Source organism: Tardiphaga sp. (assembly GCF_041424195.1).
Taxonomy (GTDB): domain Bacteria; phylum Pseudomonadota; class Alphaproteobacteria; order Rhizobiales; family Xanthobacteraceae; genus Tardiphaga.
Map to the genome: position 1 here is coordinate 55,503 of NZ_JBGMOE010000224.1, position 17,069 is coordinate 72,571.

Annotated in this window: 18 protein-coding genes, 1 tRNA gene and 1 pseudogene; 7 read left to right on the top strand and 13 right to left on the bottom strand. The window is 62.6% G+C overall.

Annotated features, from left to right (window positions below; all coding sequences use genetic code 11):
• Window positions 1-31: 31 nt before the first annotated feature.
• Complete coding sequence (locus tag ACEK02_RS30730) at window positions 32-1,597, top strand: winged helix-turn-helix domain-containing tetratricopeptide repeat protein (protein WP_371425263.1); 1,566 nt, start codon at window positions 32-34, stop codon at window positions 1,595-1,597.
• Window positions 1,598-1,691: 94 nt separating this feature from the next.
• Here ACEK02_RS30730 and ACEK02_RS30735 read toward each other — a convergent pair.
• Both ACEK02_RS30735 and ACEK02_RS30740 read right to left on the bottom strand, forming a co-directional pair.
• Window positions 1,692-1,776 (bottom strand) — tRNA-Leu (locus ACEK02_RS30735).
• 101 nt (window positions 1,777-1,877) lie between these two features.
• Entirely contained in the window at window positions 1,878-2,120 is a 243-nt protein-coding gene (locus ACEK02_RS30740) for a FliM/FliN family flagellar motor switch protein (RefSeq protein ID WP_371425265.1), read from the bottom strand.
• An 81-nt stretch (window positions 2,121-2,201) separates the two neighbouring features.
• Between ACEK02_RS30740 and lipB the strand changes: the two genes are divergently transcribed.
• Window positions 2,202-2,930: a lipoyl(octanoyl) transferase LipB gene (lipB, locus tag ACEK02_RS30745; RefSeq protein ID WP_371425267.1), complete on the top strand. Its 729-nt coding sequence runs from the start codon at window positions 2,202-2,204 to the stop codon at window positions 2,928-2,930.
• A 15-nt stretch (window positions 2,931-2,945) separates the two neighbouring features.
• On the opposite strand, the gene ACEK02_RS30750 is transcribed toward lipB, so the two are convergent.
• The 3 genes from ACEK02_RS30750 to ACEK02_RS30760 are packed head-to-tail and all read right to left on the bottom strand — an operon-like array spanning window position 2,946 to window position 6,139.
• On the bottom strand, window positions 2,946-3,245 hold the full coding sequence (locus ACEK02_RS30750) for an acylphosphatase (protein ID WP_371425269.1): 300 nt from the start codon (window positions 3,243-3,245) through the stop codon (window positions 2,946-2,948).
• A complete protein-coding gene (locus ACEK02_RS30755; RefSeq protein WP_371425486.1) occupies window positions 3,246-4,067 on the bottom strand; it encodes an oxaloacetate decarboxylase in 822 nt (273 codons plus the stop codon).
• Window positions 4,068-4,123: 56 nt separating this feature from the next.
• Complete coding sequence (locus ACEK02_RS30760; protein ID WP_371425271.1) at window positions 4,124-6,139, bottom strand: acetyl-CoA carboxylase biotin carboxylase subunit; 2,016 nt, start codon at window positions 6,137-6,139, stop codon at window positions 4,124-4,126.
• A gap of 156 nt (window positions 6,140-6,295) precedes the next feature.
• Here ACEK02_RS30760 and ACEK02_RS30765 point away from each other — a divergent pair, with 156 nt between their 5' ends.
• On the top strand, window positions 6,296-8,125 hold the full coding sequence (locus ACEK02_RS30765; protein WP_371425273.1) for an alkaline phosphatase family protein: 1,830 nt from the start codon (window positions 6,296-6,298) through the stop codon (window positions 8,123-8,125).
• A 47-nt stretch (window positions 8,126-8,172) separates the two neighbouring features.
• Here ACEK02_RS30765 and ACEK02_RS30770 read toward each other — a convergent pair whose 3' ends face one another.
• The 4 genes from ACEK02_RS30770 to ACEK02_RS30785 all read right to left on the bottom strand — a co-directional run bounded on the left by ACEK02_RS30770 (window position 8,173) and on the right by ACEK02_RS30785 (window position 9,834).
• Window positions 8,173-8,544, bottom strand: a complete 372-nt coding sequence (locus ACEK02_RS30770; protein ID WP_371425275.1) for a type II toxin-antitoxin system HigA family antitoxin — start codon at window positions 8,542-8,544, stop codon at window positions 8,173-8,175.
• A gap of 10 nt (window positions 8,545-8,554) precedes the next feature.
• Entirely contained in the window at window positions 8,555-8,857 is a 303-nt protein-coding gene (locus ACEK02_RS30775; protein ID WP_371425277.1) for a type II toxin-antitoxin system HigB family toxin, read from the bottom strand.
• A gap of 94 nt (window positions 8,858-8,951) precedes the next feature.
• Window positions 8,952-9,518, bottom strand: coding sequence for a hypothetical protein (locus ACEK02_RS30780; protein WP_371425279.1), 567 nt, complete (start codon window positions 9,516-9,518; stop codon window positions 8,952-8,954).
• A 94-nt stretch (window positions 9,519-9,612) separates the two neighbouring features.
• The gene (locus ACEK02_RS30785; RefSeq protein WP_371425281.1) at window positions 9,613-9,834 is read right to left on the bottom strand and encodes a hypothetical protein; all 222 of its coding nucleotides are present in this window, start codon (window positions 9,832-9,834) and stop codon (window positions 9,613-9,615) included.
• A gap of 68 nt (window positions 9,835-9,902) precedes the next feature.
• On the opposite strand from ACEK02_RS30785, the gene ACEK02_RS30790 reads away from it, so the two are divergent.
• Window positions 9,903-10,562: a peroxiredoxin gene (locus ACEK02_RS30790; protein WP_371425283.1), complete on the top strand. Its 660-nt coding sequence runs from the start codon at window positions 9,903-9,905 to the stop codon at window positions 10,560-10,562.
• A gap of 182 nt (window positions 10,563-10,744) precedes the next feature.
• Here ACEK02_RS30790 and ACEK02_RS30795 read toward each other — a convergent pair.
• Window positions 10,745-11,148, bottom strand: a pseudogene (locus ACEK02_RS30795) (DUF2177 family protein).
• 123 nt (window positions 11,149-11,271) lie between these two features.
• Here ACEK02_RS30795 and ACEK02_RS30800 point away from each other — a divergent pair.
• Window positions 11,272-12,750, top strand: coding sequence for a deoxyribodipyrimidine photo-lyase (locus tag ACEK02_RS30800; RefSeq protein WP_371425285.1), 1,479 nt, complete (start codon window positions 11,272-11,274; stop codon window positions 12,748-12,750).
• Window positions 12,751-12,794: 44 nt separating this feature from the next.
• On the top strand, window positions 12,795-13,190 hold the full coding sequence (locus ACEK02_RS30805; protein WP_371425287.1) for a hypothetical protein: 396 nt from the start codon (window positions 12,795-12,797) through the stop codon (window positions 13,188-13,190).
• A gap of 105 nt (window positions 13,191-13,295) precedes the next feature.
• Here ACEK02_RS30805 and ACEK02_RS30810 read toward each other — a convergent pair whose 3' ends face one another.
• A complete protein-coding gene (locus tag ACEK02_RS30810; protein WP_371425289.1) occupies window positions 13,296-14,183 on the bottom strand; it encodes a DMT family transporter in 888 nt (295 codons plus the stop codon).
• 101 nt (window positions 14,184-14,284) lie between these two features.
• On the opposite strand from ACEK02_RS30810, the gene ACEK02_RS30815 reads away from it, so the two are divergent.
• Window positions 14,285-15,412, top strand: coding sequence for an S-(hydroxymethyl)glutathione dehydrogenase/class III alcohol dehydrogenase (locus ACEK02_RS30815; protein ID WP_371425292.1), 1,128 nt, complete (start codon window positions 14,285-14,287; stop codon window positions 15,410-15,412).
• Between the two features lie 148 nt (window positions 15,413-15,560).
• Here ACEK02_RS30815 and ACEK02_RS30820 read toward each other — a convergent pair whose 3' ends face one another.
• Together ACEK02_RS30820 and ACEK02_RS30825 are read right to left on the bottom strand one after the other, a co-directional pair.
• On the bottom strand, window positions 15,561-15,929 hold the full coding sequence (locus ACEK02_RS30820; RefSeq protein WP_371425294.1) for a Zn-ribbon domain-containing OB-fold protein: 369 nt from the start codon (window positions 15,927-15,929) through the stop codon (window positions 15,561-15,563).
• The gene (locus ACEK02_RS30825; RefSeq protein ID WP_371425296.1) at window positions 15,926-17,062 is read right to left on the bottom strand and encodes a thiolase family protein; all 1,137 of its coding nucleotides are present in this window, start codon (window positions 17,060-17,062) and stop codon (window positions 15,926-15,928) included. The genes ACEK02_RS30820 and ACEK02_RS30825 overlap by 4 nt, the downstream gene beginning before the upstream one ends.
• Window positions 17,063-17,069: the final 7 nt, after the last annotated feature.

Genomic DNA, 17,069 nt, shown 5'->3' on the forward strand with positions numbered 1-17,069 from the left:
CAAATTCCGCCGAACATGTAGTCTCTAGGCCATGGCGACGATCCACGAATTCGGTCCCTACCGCCTCGACGCGGAAGCCGAGATGCTGTTTCGAGAGTCCGAACCGCTCGCGCTCGGACGGCGCGCGGTGATGCTGCTTCGGCTGCTTATCGAGCGCGCCGGAACACCGGTTTCCAAGGACGCGCTGATGCAGGCGGCGTGGCCGGGACTTGCGATCGAGGAGAGCAATCTGACGGTGCAGATCGCCGCCCTGCGGCGGATATTTGCCGATATCGACGGAGGCGCGACCTGGATCGAGACGCTACCGCGCCGCGGCTACCGTTATGTCGGGCCGCTGGTCGCCACCGAATCCGGAGCCGGCCTGCCCAGGTCACCGGCACATGCAGTGTCCAATAGGCCGTCGCTCGCGGTGCTTCCATTTTCGAATCTGAGCGGCGATCCCCAGCAGGATTATTTTTCCGACGGGATCACGGGAGACATCATCGCCGAACTGTCGCGGTTCAGGTTGCTGTTCGTCGTCGCCCGTCACTCCAGCTTCGCCTACAAGGACAAGACGCCCGAGATCAAACGGGTCGGCCGCGAACTCGGCGTCAGATACGTGGCCGAGGGGAGCGTGCGCAAGATCGGCAGCCGGGTGCGGGTAACCGTCCAGCTTCTCGATGCCGCGAGCGGTTACAGTCTCTGGACCGAGCGCTACGACCGCGAACTCGAAGACATCTTCACCCTGCAGGACGAGATCGTCCGGGCGATCGTTGCAGCCCTTCCGGGCCGGCTGGAGGACGCCGGCCGCGAGATCGCCCGACGCAAGCCGACTTCGAGCATCACCGCCTATGACCTGGTTCTGCTGGGGAACGAGCGGTGGCGCCAGTTGACCGTAAAGGGGATGGCAGAGGCCAGGGAGTATTTCCGGAGCGCCGTCGTACTCGACCCGCAATATGCCCGGGCTCACGTCAATATCGCCTGGACCATCGTCTGCGATGTGTTTCTCGAATCGCCCGCCACCGCGACCTTGGACGAGGCCCTTCGCGAGATCGAGACCGCCCTCGATATCGACGACGGCGACGCCTGGTCTCATGGCGTCTTTGCACAGCTCCTGTTCCTGCTGAATGAAGACGTCAAGGCCGAAATCCATTTCAGCCGCGCGCTCGCGCTCAATCCAAACGATGCCGATGTCGCCGCCGTTTTCGCGAACATCCTCGTCTACTGGGGACGGTGGCGCGAGGCGCTCATATGGATCGGGACAGCCAAACGGCTCAATCCCTTTCCGCCCAACCTGTACCACTGGTATCATGCGCTCGCCCTCTATTCGGGGCGTGAGTACCAGCAGGCAGTCAAGGCGCTGATGGAAGCGCGAGCCCTCGATAGGTGGTCGCACGGACTCCTTGCGGCCTGCCATGCGCAGATGGGGCAGCTTGGCGAGGCGCGATTCGAGGCGGAGGCATTCGTCAGCGAGAGGTGTCGTGAACTGACCGCGAATGGGCAGACCGCGCCTGCGAGCACCCTCGACCTCGCCCGGGCCCGCGCCGAAAGGTACCGCAATCCCGCCGACCGCGAACACTTTCTCGACGGCTTACGGAAGGCGGGTCTTACCAGTTGACGGCACGCAGCCATTCTCTCGCTATCGACCCCGGAGTAACAACGCGGGAGTAAAACGATTGCGAAAACATCTTTTCATCAATGACTTATGCCATTGGTGCGCTCGGAGGGACTCGAACCCCCACCCTGTTACGGACTGCCACCTCAAGGCAGCGCGTCTACCAATTCCGCCACGAGCGCTAAAGAAATCCGGCGAGGGCAAATCGCCCGGCCGGATCAACCGGCGCCGATGTAACAAACCAATGATGGGGAGACAAGGCCTCTTGGCCTCTCCGGGCCACCTATCTGTGGTCGGGGGACCGCGGCAGCATCTGCTTGACCTCGACTGCAATCCGGTTGCGATCGACTATCACCACGCCCGACGCGACAGGCAGGTTATTGGCGAGGATTTTGACCTCGTCCTGCTCTGTGGCATCCAGTTCGATGATGGCGCCGCGGCTGAGCCGCATCACCTGGTGAACGGGCATCGAGGTGGTGCCGAGAACCACCATGATATCGACGGAAATGTTATCGAGGGTTGGCACGTCGGCCCCAAATTCCCAGATGCAGGATCGCACGGATGCAGGATTGCAGTGCCTGCGAGATCAACATGTTATGGTTAGCCAATGGTTAATGACCGCCAAACCCTTGATTTGACACCGTTTTCCCGGGGCTTGGCCGGCCGGGCGGTGGAATGGCGGGTGTCGGACACCCCGATTCCCTATCCCGAGGCCGTGGCCGAGATGGAAGCCCGGGCGGCGGCCATTGCCGATGGAACGGCGGCGGAACTGGTCTGGCTGCTGGAACACCCCCCGCTCTATACGTCGGGCACGTCGGGCAAGTCCGATGACCTGCTCGATGCCCGGTATCCGGTGTTCGAAACCGGCCGCGGCGGCCAGGTGACCTATCACGGCCCCGGTCAGCGGGTGGCCTATGTGCTGCTCGACCTCAAGGCGCGCCGGCCCGATGTGCGGGCCTATGTGGCGGCGCTGGAAGCCCTGATCATCCGGACGCTGGACGCCTTCAACGTGAGGGGCGAGCGGCGCGAGGACCGCGTCGGCGTCTGGGTCGCCCGCCCCGACAAGGGCGCAGGATTCGAGGACAAGATCGCCGCCATCGGCGTGCGGCTGCGGCGCTGGGTATCGTTCCATGGCATCGCCATCAATGTGGAACCGGATCTCGCGCATTTCGACGCCATCGTGCCCTGCGGCGTGGTCGATCCGCGCTACGGCGTCACCAGCCTGGTCGATCTCGGCCTGCCCGTCAGCATGACCGACGTGGACGTGGCGCTGCGGCAGGCGTTCGGCGAAGTGTTCGGGGAGAGCGAGCAGCTCGCGGCGGAAACGGCAGTCTGAGCGACACAATCCGAATTACAGCGTCGGCAATTGCGAGAAAACCTCGCCGGTGACGCGCAGGGCAAGCATGTCTGGCGTGGCATCGCTTGTCACGACACTATCGACGCGCGCGGCGGTTGGACCACGGCGGCACGCCTCGATCATGTCAGTGACAATATCGGCGGGTCCCGCAAACACAGCTTCCACGCTGCCATCCCGGCAGTTGCGCACCCAGCCTTCGAGGCCGAGCAACGAGGCTTGTTGGCCGGTCCAGTAGCGATAGCCGACACCCTGCACACGGCCGAGGATCATTACGTGACGGATCACGCCGGCCATCTATTTCTTGAGCCCCGAATCTTTCAAGCCAAGAAAATCGGCGCCGCGCTGCTTCACCACGGCGCCGCGGGTGACGCTTTCCATCAACTCGGCTGATGCAAGGTTTTTCAGCTCCTTCGGCCCCGTACCTTCGCGTACTGCTTTAAGAGTCGCATGAACGGCGGCGGTCGCCGCGGAGATCGGCGCATGGCCCTGAATGGCGATGCGGACGCGCTGGGCGCTGAGGAAATCCCAGTCCATGTCGTCGGTGGGGTTGCCGAGCACGATCGGCAGCGTGGTCGCCGCAGCCACCGCCTGCAGTTCGGCGCGGTTCTTGAGACCGGTGATCATCAGGGCATCGACGCCGGCGGCTTCATAGGATTTCGCACGCGCAATCGCATCATCCACGGATGTGATGGATGCGGCGGCGGTACGCCCCACGATGACCAGCGCCGGATCCTGGCGCGCGCTGAGCGCCGCCTTGACCTTGCCGAGCCCCTCTTCCGCAGAGATCAACTGCGCCCTGGCTTCGCCGAACACGGCGGGCAACAGCGTGTCCTCGATGGTCAGGCCGGCAGCGCCGGCGGCTTCCAGCTCTTCCACCGTGCGGCGGACATTGAGCGCATTGCCATAGCCGTGATCGGCATCGACCAGCACCGGCAGCGAGCCGGCGCGCGACATCCGTCGCATCTGTTCGGCCAGCTCGGTGAGCGTGATCAGCGCGACGTCGGGATCGCCGAGAATGGCAAGCGATGCGGCCGAACCGCCGAACATGCCGATCTCGAAACCGAGGTCTTCGGCGATGCGCACCGAGATCGCGTCATAGACCGATCCCGGACGCATGCAGCGGTCGCCGGTCAGGATCGCCCGGAGCCCGTAACGGCGTTGCCGGAACGTGGTCACGCGAATTCAAGAATGAGCGCATCCACCGCCAGCGTCGCGCCGGCAGCGGCATGGATCTTCTTGACGGTGCCGTCGCGTTCGGCACGGAGCACGTTCTGCATCTTCATGGCCTCCACCACGGCAAGCGTCTCGCCGGCCTTGACGTCCTGACCTTCGGCCACGGCAATCGACACCACGAGACCCGGCATCGGGCACAGCAGCTTCTTGCCGGTATCGGCCTTGACGCCCACCGGCATCAGGCGCGCGGCCGCAGCCTCGGTTTCGGTAAAGACATTGACGGCGACTTCATACCCCTGATGCGCGATGCGGATTCCCGACGCCAGAGGGCGCACCTGCATGGCGACGCTGTGGCCATCGATGGTGCCTTCCCAGACGGGCACGCCGGGCTTCCAGGACGACGAGAGCTTATGCGGCGTACCGGTATTGCCGTCGGCACCGACAAAGGCCACCGTCACGACATCGCCGTCACGGGCCACGTCGAGCGCGATCTCCTCGCGCTCCAGCCACACCGCGCGGCGACCCGCACGGGTCACCGGACGGCCGATCAGCTGGCCGGAAATCTGCCGCTTGCGTTCGCCATAGACGGCGTCGACGGCAGCGGCCACCGCGGCGATACGGCGGGCGACCTCGCCCTCCGGCGGCCTGGCGGTGAAGCCCTTCGGAAATTCCTCGGCGATGAAGCCGGTGGAGAGGTTGCCCTCGCGCCAGCGCGGATGGCTCATCAGCGCCGACAGGAACGGAATGTTGTGGCGGATACCGTCGATATAGAAGGCGTCCAGCGCATGGGACTGCGCCTCGATGGCGGCGGCGCGCGACGGGGCGTGGGTGACGAGCTTGGCGATCATCGGATCGTAATAGATCGAGATCTCGCCGCCCTCCTCCACGCCGGTGTCGTTGCGCACGGTGATGTTGTCGGCCTTGCTTTCCGCCGGCGGGCGATACTTCACGAGACGGCCGATCGACGGCAGGAAGTTGCGGAACGGATCTTCCGCATAGACACGGGACTCGACGGCCCAGCCAGTCAGCGTGACGTCCTTCTGCGCAAGCTGCAGCTTCTCGCCGGCGGCGACGCGGATCATCTGCTCGACGAGATCGACACCGGTGACCAGTTCAGTCACGGGGTGTTCGACCTGCAGACGGGTGTTCATTTCAAGGAAGTAGAAGCTCTTGTCCTGGCCGGCGACGAATTCCACCGTGCCGGCAGAGTCGTAATTCACCGCCTTGGCGAGCGCCACGGCCTGCTCGCCCATCTTGCGGCGGGTGGTCTCGTCGAGCAGCGGTGACGGCGCCTCCTCGATGACCTTCTGGTTGCGGCGCTGGATCGAACATTCGCGCTCGCCGAGATAGATCACGTTGCCGTGCTTGTCGCCCAGCACCTGGATTTCGATGTGGCGGGGATCGACGATGAACTTCTCGATGAAGACGCGGTCGTCACCGAAGGACGACTTCGCCTCGGCCTTGGCGAGATTGAAGCCTTCAGCCACTTCCGAGGTCGAATGCGCGATGCGCATGCCCTTGCCGCCGCCGCCGGCAGAGGCCTTGATCATCACGGGATAGCCGATCTCGTCGGCGATCTTCACCGCGTGTTTGTCGTCGGTGATGACGCCAAGATAGCCCGGCACCGTGGAGACATTGGCCTTGGCTGCGGCCTTCTTGGATTCGATCTTGTCGCCCATGGCGGCGATGGCGCCCGGGTTGGGGCCGATGAAGACGATGCCTGCAGCTTCCAGCGCGCGCGGAAACGCCTCGCGCTCGGACAGGAAACCGTAGCCGGGATGCACCGCCTCGGCGCCGGTCTGTTTGCAGGCCTCGACGATTTTCTCGATCAAGAGATAGCTCTCGGCCGCGGCCGGTGGCCCGATCAACACGGCCTCATCGGCCATCTCGACATGCAGCGCATCACGATCGGCTTCGGAATAGACGGCGACGGTCTTGATACCCATCTTGCGGGCGGACTTGATGACCCGGCAGGCGATCTCGCCGCGATTGGCGATCAGAATTTTTTTGAACATGAGCTGTCTTACTTGCAACCTTGAGGCGGGATCGGGAAGATGGAGGCGACGGTACAATGTGGCATGGCGCCGCAGTCGTAACAATTCTGTCGCGGGCAAAAACTAGAAAAGACGTCTGGACCGGATCGGCCGAGTTCGTTCGAAGCGAGGTTTTTCATGCGCTGCGCCACCATCCTCTCCCTCAGTCTTGCTTTTATATCCGCTACAACGGCTTTCGCCCAAAACAGCCCTCCCCGCAACCTCATTTTGTTCGTACCTGATGGGCTCCGGGCGCTGAAAGTGACGCCGGAAACGGCACCTGCGATGTCCGCAGTGCGGGATAAAGGCGTCAATTTCCGCAACTCGCATTCGCTGTTTCCGACCTTCACCATGGCCAATGCGTCGGGCATGGCCTCAGGCCATTATCTCGGCGATACCGGCGTGTTCTCGAACTCGATCTATACCGGCCACCCCACCCCGGTGCAGAACAACAGCCCGATCCCCTTCATCGAACATGATCAGGTGCTGGGCGACCTCGACGAGCAATTCAACGGCGACTACCTCAATGAAGAGACGCTGCTGAAAGCTGCGCGCAAGGCCGGCTATTCCACCGCCGCCATCGGCAAGGTCGGCCCGACGCTGATGTTCGACCACACCGAACGCACCGGCAAGGAGACGATCACCATCGACGACCAGACCGGCGGCGTCGACAAATCAGGCAAGCTGCTCGGCATCCCTCTGTCGGATGAAATGAAGGACGCTCTCGCGAAGGCCGGCCTAGGGGTGGAAACACCTGGCCGCGGCGACAACGGCAAGGCCGGCGACGCCAAGACGCCCGGCACCACTGAAGCCAACATCAAGCAGCAGGCCTATATGGCCGATGTCGCGAGCAAAGTGGTGCTGCCGATGTTCAAGGCGCGCAACAAGCCGTTCGTGCTGGTGTTCTGGTCGCGCGATCCCGACGGCACCCAGCACAATCAGGGCGACAGCCTCAACAAGGTGATGCCGGGGATCAACGGCCCCTCATCGCTGGCCTCCATCAAGAATGCCGACGACAATCTCGCTCAGCTGCGCAAGGCGCTCGACGATCTCGGCCTCGCCGCCAATACCAACATCATGATTTCGGCGGATCACGGCTTCTCGACCATCTCCAAGGAGAGCAAGACCTCCGCGACCATCAAGGGCACCTATACCGACACGCCGGAAGGTTTCCTGCCGCTGGGATTCCTGGCCATCGATCTCGCCAGGTCGCTCGACCTGCCGCTGTTCGATCCCAACGACGGGTTCAAGACCGTCGCCGACAACGCCTATCCGAAGGCCGGCAATGCCTTCATCGGCACGGATAAAGACAAGCCCGAGCTGATCATCGCCACCAATGGCGGCTCCGACCTGATCTATCTGCCGAGCGGCGACAAGGACCTCGCCGGCCGCACCGTGAAGGCGCTGCTGAAGCAGGATTACATCAGCGGCATCTTCGTCGACGATGCGCTTGGCTCGTTCCCCGGCGCATTGCCGTTGTCGTCGATCAACCTGTCCGGCAAGGCCGTGACGCCGCATCCCGCGATCGCCGTCTCATTCCGCTCCTATTCGGAAGGCTGCGAAGAGCCGGCGGCGTGTCAGATCGAGGTCGCCGATACCGTGCTGCGTCAGGGCCAGGGCATGCATGGTTCATTCGGGCGCGGCGATACCCATAACTTCATGGCGGCGATCGGCCCGGACTTCAAAGCCGGCTTTGTCGATCCCCTGCCGGTCAGCAATGCCGATACCGGCATCACCGCTGCGCATCTGCTTGGCCTGAAGCGCGACGCCAAAGGCGGCCTGATCGGCCGCGTGATGAGCGAAGCGACGGTGACCGGCGAGACGCCGACGGCAACGACCGACATGATGCGTTCGGCGCCCGACGATCAGGGTCTGGTCACGGTGCTGCAACTACAGAAGGTCGGCGAACACAAGTATTTCGATGTCGCCGGTTTCCCCGGCCGGACGGTCGGCCTCGACGCGAAGTAAGGACAGCGCAAACAAAAAACGGCGGAGCCACGCTCCGCCGTTTCCTGTCAAGCGGCAGATCGGATAGGCCGCACCAGAAGGTCGGCAGGAATTTTCCACGCTTCGCTGATCTTGTAGATCATCTCGACTGTCAGCGGTCGACGGCGATTGAGCAATTCGGACGCGCGTGATCGCGAGCCGAGCAATTCGGCCAGCTCGGCCTGCGTATGACCAAGCTCGTCGATCGCATAAGTCAGCAGATCTACGGGGTCAGCTGCGTCGACAGAAGGCCAGCGCGTCTCTTCATATTTCTCGACGAGTGTTGCGAGGACATCGAGCTTATCGCCGTCATCCGTACCTGTGGCAGCGCCCCACAGTCTCTCGATCTCGCGCAAGGCGGCCATATGATCGTCGTCATTCCGGATGGGGCGAATATCCATGGCCTGCTTCCTAGAACTGCGAAACTGTCAAAGCATCGATGCGATCATATTCGGCGTGCGAACTAATGAATTTGATGAACGCGATGCTTCTCTGAAAATCGAAAGCGACGATCATCCGAAAAATGCCGCCAGCAACTTCAAACCTGACGCGTTCTCCATTTAGAATCTTCGCGCCCGGAGCTGCCAACCGCACATCCTCCATCGAGCCCCATGCGGCAGCACGGACCAGTGATCTCCACCGGTGCAGCGATGCCTTGGTCTCGGGATGCGTTTGCGCATATGAGGCAAGAACGCTCCACGCGATGATCCTCATGATTACAAATTATGTTCCCAAAACGGGAACATCGCAACAAAAAACGGCGGAGCCACGCTCCGCCGTTTCCGTATTCTGATGACCTGCGACCCGCTTACATGCCGATGTCGAACACGTTCGGCAGCTGCAGGGTCGCGGCGCCAACCACGGTCGTGACCAGGGTCATGATGGTGGCGTTGCTGACGCGCTTGGCGCGCATCTGCGAGGCGATCCATTCCAGCACTTCGATATTCACGCCGACGGCCTTGGTCGGTGCCCAGGTCTCGATGGCAACATCGGGCGACAGCGCCACCGCGCGCGACGGCACCGGCAGTCCCGATGCAGACGCAGCGTGGTGCACCACAGCCTTGGCGAACAGATCGTCGAAGCGACCGTCATCGCTGCGCTCGGCGGCAGCTTCGTTGATCGCGAACAGCGCCTCGGCCTCGTCGCGGCTGACCGGCTGGCTGGCCAGTGCCGACGCATTCAGGATGCGCTCGCACCAGGCGGCGTCATCGGCATCGAGCGCACGGGAGAAATGGATACGGCCACGGGTGGTCGGGCCTTCGCCGGTAATGACGCCGTCGCGCACGATGGCGAGGGCCTGTGCCGCAGCGCGATGGTTGTCGATGGTGGAGGTTTCGATGGCGCCGAACAGGTCGGCAGCGGCAGCGGATGACATTTCAAACTCTTCTGTTTTCAGCATATTTCTCAACATGACCCAGCAATTCCATGGTCGACTTAACGCTCGGTTAAGAACTCGATCCGGGATTTTCTTATCCCCAACCGTTGCAGTTCAGTCGCGCCGGGGCGCTGCTGGGTTCGATGTGATGTGACGACCCGGTCAGGCGGGATTGCGCCGGACGGGCGGCAACATCGCGGCATCCGATAACATCATGTTGCGTAGCTGTTTTGCCGCAGCCTCCTTGCGTGAAACTGGATGCCAGCGCGCGGCGAATTTGAAGAAAGTTCTTGTCCTTTTCGCCGGACAGTTCCATTTACCAGTGTGCGCCTCTATAGTCCGCTCGCAAAATTCATCTGTAATCAGAATGACATGAGGTCCATCATGACGCTCCAGATCAACGCCGTCGCCCCCGATTTCGAGGCCGAAACCACGGCCGGCCGCATCAAGTTCCACGACTGGATCGGGGATAGCTGGGCTCTTTTATTCTCGCATCCGAAGGACTTCACCCCGGTCTGCACCACCGAGCTCGGCGCGCTCGCCAAGCTGCAGCCGGAATTCGACAAGCGCGGCGTCAAGCTGATCGGCCTCAGCGTCGATCCCGTGCACAAGCACGCGCTGTGGGTCGACGACATTAACGAAACCCAGGGCGCCCGCCCGACCTTCCCGATGATCGGCGACACCGACCTCAAGGTCTCCAAGCTCTACAACATGCTGCCGGCCGACGTGGCGGGCGATGCCGACAGCCGCACCGCGGCGGACAACGCTACCGTGCGCAACGTCTTCATCATCGGACCGGACAAGAGGATCAAACTGGTGCTGGTCTATCCGATGACCACCGGCCGCAACTTCCAGGAAATCCTGCGCGTGATCGATTCAGTGCAGATGACCGCAAAGCATCGCGTTGCAACGCCGGCCGACTGGCAACCGGGCGAGGACGTCATCATCGCCGGCTCCGTCACCAACGACGAAGCCAAGACGATCTATCCGAACGGCTGGAAAGAGCCGAAGCCCTATATCCGCATCGTGCCGCAGCCGAAGTAACACTGCGACTGGTTTGCAAGAACGAGAGAAGCGCTGCGAGAGATCGCGGCGCTTTTTTTGCGCGTCGTGCCGATACGCCGACGCGTAGGATGGGTAGAGCGCAGCGAAACCGATCACGTTGAGCACGGCGGATGATGGGTTTCGCTCCGGCGCGGTGCACCTCCGCTCTACCCATCCTGCACTCAGCGCCAACCGCGCGGAGCCAGCCGGTTGGCAATCAGCAAGCCCAATGTCGACGCCGTCGCCGTGACGAACGTGCCCCAGGCGACGTCGACGACCACCACCGGCCAGGTCCAGTGCTTGAGCAGCGACAGCGAGGCCAGCTCGAAGGTCGCATAGCAGAAGAAGCCCAACAGCGCGCCATAGAGCAAGGTCGAGCGCCAGGTCGCATCGGGTGAGCCACTGAAGAAGATCAGCATGCCCGCGATGTACCGACAGTAGAACAGGATCGCCGGCGCGACACGCGCCTCGCCGAGCATGTCGCCGGCCTGACGAAGATGCCTTTCGCGACGCGGCCGAGGAAGAGCAGATCCAGCGACAGCATGACGACGAACGTCGTCACATGGAGGATCGCGTATCGCTTCAAAGCGGCCTCGGTACCAATTCGGTAAGAAATATCCTGATACTACGCGCCAGCACACGCAAGGTTGCAAGCTTGCGCAATATTCGAAGCCGGATCAATCACTCGACATCCGTGTTAGATGAAGTGATGACCGATCAATCCCAAACACCGACGATCGTCTGGTTTCGCGACGACCTTCGTCTGTCCGATCACCCCGCGCTACATGCCGCGGCCAGGCGCGATGCGCCGGTGATCTGTCTCTACATCCTCGATGAACAGAGCAACGCACTGAAGCCACCGCAGGCGCGGCCGATGGGCAGCGCGACGCGATGGTGGCTGTCGCAGTCGCTGCGCGCGCTTGAGGCAAGCCTCAATGCCATCGGCGGAACACTGGTGCTGCGCAAGGGCGCCGCGGCCGACGTCATCGTGGACATCGCGCGCGAGATCGATGCCAGCCACGTGTTCTGGAACGAGATCGCGCAGGCGCCGCACCTCGCCGTCGCCGATGGCGTCACCGAAGTGCTCGCCGATCTCGATGTCGGCACACAGAGCTTTCCGGGCGACCTGCTGGCGCATCCTGCCGCAATCCGCGCCAAGGAGACCGCCAACAAGGAGAGCCGTGGCTTGCGGGTCTTCACGCCGTTCTGGCGACGCGTTCAGGCGGCGGGCGGACCGACCAAACCGGTACCGGCGCCGAAGAAACTGCTTCCCGCACCGAAAGTGAGGAGCGACAAGCTCGCCGACTGGAAGCTCGAGCCATCGAAGCCTGACTGGGCCGGCGGCCTGCGCGAGACATGGACGCCCGGCGAAGCAGGCGCGCAGAAACATCTGAAGCGCTTCCTCAAGGACATCGCGGGCTATAGCAGCGATCGTGACCGACCCGACCGCGAGATCACATCGCACTTGTCGCCGCATCTTCGCTTCGGCGAGATCAGTCCGCGGCAGATCTGGACCGCCGCGCATTTCGCAGCTGCAGAACATCCGAAGCTCGGCAGCGACATCGCAAAGTTCATGAGTGAAATCGGCTGGCGCGAGTTCTGTCGCCATCTCCTGTTCGATGTTCCCGATTTGGCCACGCGCAATCTGCAATCATCCTTCGATCAGTTCCCATGGAAGACCGATCGCAAGGCGCTCCGCGCGTGGCAACGCGGATTGACCGGCTATCCGATCGTCGATGCGGGTATGCGCGAGCTCTGGCACACCGGTGTGATGCACAATCGCGTACGCATGGTGGTCGCATCCTTCCTCGTCAAACATCTGCTCATCGACTGGCGCGAAGGCGAGAGGTGGTTCTGGGATACGCTTGTCGATGCGGATGCGGGCAGCAATCCCGCCAACTGGCAGTGGGTCGCAGGCTCCGGCGCGGATGCTGCACCCTACTTCCGCGTCTTCAATCCGATCCTACAGGGTGAGAAGTTCGATCCCGATGGTGTCTATGTCAGGCGCTGGGTGCCCGAACTGGCAGAACTATCCACAAAACAGATTCACCAACCCTGGACCGCTTCACCGCTCGAACTGAAAAGCGCGGGAATCACTTTAGGCAAAGACTATCCGTCGCCGATCGTCGATCACAAAGTCGGTCGCGAGCGCGCATTAAAGGCGTACACAACGATACGAAATAGTTGACTGTCCATGACACACTCTTCAACACGCGCCCGAATCGGACTAACGTGAAAAAGTCGACAATGTTGGGGGATGCTATGAACGACGACACTCCAGTCCTGGAGCAAGTGACGGACGCGCTTAGCAGCGCAGCCGACGCGACTAAGGAAGTCGCCACCTCGGTGGTGAAGAAGGTCAAGAAGGCCGCAAAGAAAGTCGCAAAGAAAGTGACCCCGGCTAAGAAGACGAAGAAGTCCACCAAGAAATCTTCTGCGAAGAAATCTTCAAAGAAGAAAACCCAGAAAGCGAGACCAATGGCTAAGAAAGCAACGAAGAAGACCGTCAAGAAAGCTGCCAAGAAGACCGTGAAGAAGGCAGCCGCCAAGAAGACCGTGAAGAAGGCCGCCAAGAAGGCCGCTCCGAAGAAGGCCAAGAAGGCCAAGAAGGCTGCCAAGAAGAAGTAAGCTTCTTCGCAGATGTGAAAGCCTCCGGGTCCAAGCCCGGAGGCTTTTTCATGTCTGGGGTCTGGATTGACGCGGGATGCGTCAGGCCTTGCATCAAGCCTTGCATCAGGCCTTGGCGCGGTTGACCAGCAACACTGCAGCGCCGCAGGCGATCATGCCGACGATCGCAACAGCATCCAGCTTCTCGCCGAACAGGATGAAGGCCATCAGCGCGGTCACGGCCGGCACCAGATAGAACAGGCTCGCCACCTGGCTCGAGGCCTGGCGCCGCAGCAGCCAGTAGAGCAGCCCGACGGTGCCGATCGACAGCACCACCGCGAGCCACACCACCGACAGCACGAACTCGGTGGTCCAATGGATCACATTGGTCTCAAAGGCCAGCGCGCCGATGCCGAGCATGACCATTGCTGCGAGTTGCTGAATGAAGCTGCCGGCGCGCCAGTCGATGCCGCCGCAATAGCGCTTCTGATAGAGCGTGCCGACAGTGATCGTGATCAGAGAAATACCTGACGCGAACCAGCCCCAGCCCGCCTCGCCCGTCATCGGCCGGCCATGCAGGATCAGCAATACGCCAGCGAGACCGAGCGCCAGCCCGCCCCATTGCAGCGGCGTGACCCGCTCCCCGAGGAAACGGCTCGCCAGAATAGAGGTGAGGATCGGCTGCAGGCCGGGGATCAGCGCCGACAGACCGACCGGAACCTTGTGCGCCACCGCGAACACGGTGCCGGCAAGATAGAGCCCCTGCACCAGCAGACCGGCAACGATGCTGTGGCCAATGCCGGTGCGATCCGGCCATGCCGGTCGCACCCATGCGACGACCACCGCCATGATCGCGACGGCCAGCATCATGCGCACGGTGAGATAGGTCAGCGGCTCGGCGCCGTTCAGCACATATTTCGTGCCGATGAAGCCGGTGCTCCACAGCAGCACGAAGACGATGGGTGCGGCGCGCCCGATCAGAGTTTCAAGATCGCTTGTCTGAGCCTGTTTCATGGCTGCTCAGTGCCCCATCATGTGCTAAGCGGCAATGGCTGTTTGCGCGGACCTGCCCGCCTGACATCACAACACCGAGACCATTATCGAAGGGATTTGCCATGGACGTTCGCGCCGCCGTTGCCATCAGTGCCGGAAAGCCGCTGGAGATCACCACCGTTCAGCTCGAAGGCCCACGCGACGGCGAAGTGCTGATCGAGATCAAGGCCACCGGCATCTGCCACACCGACGAGTTCACGCTGTCCGGCGCCGATCCCGAAGGTCTGTTTCCGGCGATCCTCGGCCATGAAGGCGCCGGCGTTGTCGTCGATGTCGGCCGCGGCGTCACCTCGGTGAAGAAGGGCGACCATGTCATCCCGCTCTACACGCCGGAATGTCGCCAGTGCCCGTCGTGCCTGTCGCGCAAGACCAATCTCTGCACGTCCATTCGCGCCACCCAGGGCCAGGGCCTGATGCCCGACGGCACCTCGCGCTTCTCGCTCGAGGGCAAGCCGATCCACCACTATATGGGCACCTCAACCTTCGCCAATTACACCGTGCTGCCTGAGATCGCGGTGGCGAAGATCCGCGAGGACGCGCCGTTCGACAAGGTCTGTTATATCGGCTGCGGCGTCACCACCGGCATCGGCGCGGTGTTCAACACGGCCAAGGTGGAGCAAGGCGCCAAGGCCATCGTGTTCGGCTTAGGGGGCATCGGCCTCAACGTGCTGCAGGGCCTGCGACTTGCGGGCGCCGACATGATCATCGGCGTCGACATCAACAATGACCGCAAGGCCTGGGGCGAACGCTTCGGCATGACCCACTTCGTCAATCCGAAGGAGCTCGGCAAGGATCTGGTGCCGCACCTCGTCGACATGACCAAGCAGGGCGCGGACCAGATCGGCGGCGCCGACTACACCTTCGACTGCACCGGCAATGTCACCGTGATGCGCCAGGCGCTCGAAGCCTGCCATCGCGGCTGGGGCCAGTCGATCGTGATCGGCGTGGCACCGGCCGGCGCGGAAATCTCCACGCGTCCGTTCCAGCTGGTGACGGGTCGTGTCTGGAAGGGCTCGGCCTTCGGCGGCGCCCGCGGCCGCACCGACGTGCCGAAGATCGTCGACTGGTACATGCAGGGCAAGATCCAGATCGACCCGATGATCACCCACGTGATGCCGCTGAGCGACATCAACAAGGGGTTCGATCTGATGAAGCGCGGGGAGAGTATCCGCGGGGTAGTGACGTTCTGAGCGCCATTCGCTCTCACTTTCATCGCCCGCGAAAGCGGGCGATCCCGTAGGCACCGCGGCTCGCGGGTCCCACGCCTACGTCGTGTGCTGGGTCGCCCGGTCAAGCCGGGCGACGACAATTCGGGGGTAGGACGCTCCTACTCCCGGCTCATGACGTGAACCGTTCGAAGAACGGAACGAGGCGGCCGGTGAATTGCCGGTAGCCGGCCTTTACCTTGTCACCGATGACGAGATCGTTGGCGCCGTGGGCCATCATCCGAAAGCCCTCGGCGGTGTCGATGAGCACGATATTGTACGGCACATGCTCGCGCGCTTCCGGCGTCCCGGCGCGCAGCACGAGGGACGTCGCATAGACGGTGCCCTCGCCGCTCGCGCGCCTGTCGTCGAGATCGGGCGACCCGCAGGCCGCGCAAAAACTGCGGCGGAAATACTGGATTGATTTGCAGGCACGGCACGACTGATAGCCGATCGCTTCAGTCCCGGTGGTCCAGTCGGCGGCAGGCTTCAGCTCGCTCATGACACGCGCTCCAGAAACATGCTGACATGGGACGACAGCACGCCGCCATCGCCATGAAGCAGCGCGACCGAGGCATCCTTGACCTGGCGGTTATCCGCCCTGCCCGTCATCTGCAGATGTGTTTCGACGAGATGCGCCATGGCGCCGCCGACGCCACAATGGCCGTAGCTCAGCAGACCGCCATGGGTGTTGAGCGGCATCGTGCCGTGCTGGCTGAAATGGCCAGATCGCACGCGTGCCGCCGCTTCGCCACGACCGGCGAGGCCGAGATCTTCCAGCAGCATCGCCAGAGTGATGGTGAAGCTGTCATAGACGGCGGCGTAACGGACGTCGGAGATCTCGATGCCCGTCGCCTTCTTCGCGCGCGCAATGGCAATCTCGGCACCGAGTTCGGACAATGCCGGCGCTGCGGTGATGTGCTGATGCGTATGCGCCTGTGCAGCGCCGCGCACTTTGATCTTCGCCTCGCTGGTCGGCTCATAGCTGATCACGAAGGCCGCGCCGCCATCGGAGACCGGGCAGCAGTCAAGCAGCTTCAGCGGCGTCGCGATGGTCTTCGATGCCATGACATCGGCGACGGTGATCGGCTCGTGAAACTGCGCGCCGGGATGGGTCAGCGCATGCTTGCGCATCAGCACGGCGAATTCGGCGAGGTCTTCCTGGGTGACGCCGTATTCGTGCATGTATCTGTTAGCAACGAGGCCGTAATAGGCCGGGATGGTCGGGCCGAGCGGCACTTCATAAGCGGGATGACCAACTTGAGCCAGCGCCTGGATCGAGGCATCGCGGCTCTGGCCGGTGAGACGGTTCTCGCCGCCGACCACGAGCACATGTCTGGCGACACCGCCCTCGACCAGCTGATGCGCCAGCATGGCCATCGCCATGCCGGTGGCGCCCCCGACCTGGATCGCATGGGCGTAAGATGGCGTGATGCCAAAGTGTTCGGCGAAGACCGTGGCCAGCATGATATGCGGCATGGTGGTGGAATAGCCGCACAGAAAGCCGTCGATGTCGCCGCGCTTGAGCCCCGCATCGGCCAGCGCGAGCTCGGCTGCGCGGCTCATCAGATCGATGGTCGATGAACCCTCGTGTTTGCCGTAAGGGAGCAGACCGACGCCGGTGATGAAGCTCATGTCGGTT